The 1,643-nt window shown below is 64.2% G+C and carries 1 protein-coding gene; it reads left to right on the top strand.

What is annotated here, in order from left to right; genetic code table 11:
- On the top strand, positions 1-1,634 hold a 1,634-nt coding region (locus AC5ZG1_RS43875), incomplete at its 5' end, for an integrase catalytic domain-containing protein (protein WP_496136508.1).
- Positions 1,635-1,643 lie beyond the last annotated feature (9 nt).

The following is a 1,643-nucleotide window of genomic DNA, read 5'->3' as shown; positions in this document are numbered from 1 at the left end:
GCGAGCTCACGGCGGCGGTGGTAGAGCGCTATCGATCGGCAGGGCGGGCAGATAAGGGGCGCATACTCGACGAGCTTTGCGCGGTGACCGGCTGGCATCGCAAGCACGCGGTCCGGGCGCTTGCCAGCCATGTCGCAATTTCGCCGGAGGCCAGGCGGCAGCGAAGGCCGACCTACGGCGCCAAGATCAGGGATGCGCTGGTGGCCTTGTGGGAGGTCTCGGATCGAATCTGCGGCAAGCGGCTGAAGGTAATGATTCCGACGTTGCTGCCTTCGCTGGAGCGGCATGGCCGGCTCAAGCTCGACCAGGCGGATCGGGCGCTGGTGCTCGGCGTCAGCGCAGCCACGATTGATCGCCTGCTGGTCGAGACCAAGACGGCCGCGGCCGGCGGTAAGCGCCGGCGGGTCGGCTTTTATTCGGCGGTCCGCCGTGAAGTGCCGATCCGGACGTTCAATGACTGGCACGATCCGCCGCCGGGGTTCTGCGAGGTCGACATGGTGGCGCATGGCGGCACATCTGTAGCTGGCTCGTTCATTCAGACGTTGACGATGGTCGACGTCGCGACTGGTTGGACCGAGTGCATGCCGTTGGTGACGCGCGAGGGCGGCCTCGTCGTGCGGGCCATGGAGCGCGCGCAGAACCTGTTTCCCTGGCTCATTCGCGGCGCCGATTTTGACAATGACAGCGCATTCATGAACGACGTCGTCGTGCCCTGGTGTCGCGCGCAAAAGATCGAGGTGACACGCTCGCGCGCCTACAAGAAGAATGATCAGGCCTTCGTCGAGCAGAAGAACGGCGCGGTCGTCCGGCGACTCGTGGGGTACGGTCGCTTCGATGGTGTCGAGACGACGCGCGTGCTTGAACGTTTGTATGCTGCATCTCGGCTGCACACCAACTTCTTCCAGCCGTCCTTCAAGCTGAAGGACAAGCGACGCGAGGGCGCGAAGGTGATCAAGCGCTACCAGGTTCCAGCCACGCCCTATGAACGAGCACTGGGGCATCCGAGGTTGAGCAAGGTAGTCAAACGGCGTCTTCGAGAGCTTCATCGCACGCTCGATCCCGTGGCCCTGCTGGCCGAGATGAGAGACGCCCAGGCGGAGCTCGGCACGCGTGTCGACGCCCGATTGGGCAGGCTCGCGGCAGCAAGCCCACCGGCGCCGACAAAGATCGCAGCAGCGTTCGCGAAGGAGCTCGGCAATGGCCTGCATCTAGGGGAGCAGCGCATCATCCATCGGCGCATGCGCAAGCCATACAAAAAGCGCATGAGAATGCCATCAATGCTCGATCCGCACCTCGCCAACATCGAGCGCTGGCTGACGGCCGAGCCCCGTCTGACCGCGCTGGCAATTCTCGGTCGCCTCGCTGAACAATGCCCCGAACAGTTCGGTCCTCCACAGCACACCATCGTGCAGCGCTTGTTGCGATCGCTCAGACGCAAAGCAGTCGAGACGATCATCCCGCGCACGGCTGAAGGTGCGGCACAGGCCGCTGACCCCGGGACTGGGGCCGCCGCTACGTGTGATGGGCACTCCGCGACGTCCCCAGTCCCTCCGATCCTGCGAGCAATGACGCAACCTCAGACCGGCCGACAGTCGGCGCTACGTCCGTCAAGCGAAAGTAACATCCTCAGATGAGGCAATACG

This window comes from Bradyrhizobium sp. Leo78, assembly GCF_059512425.1.
This window is presented reverse-complemented; position numbering and strand designations above follow the sequence as displayed.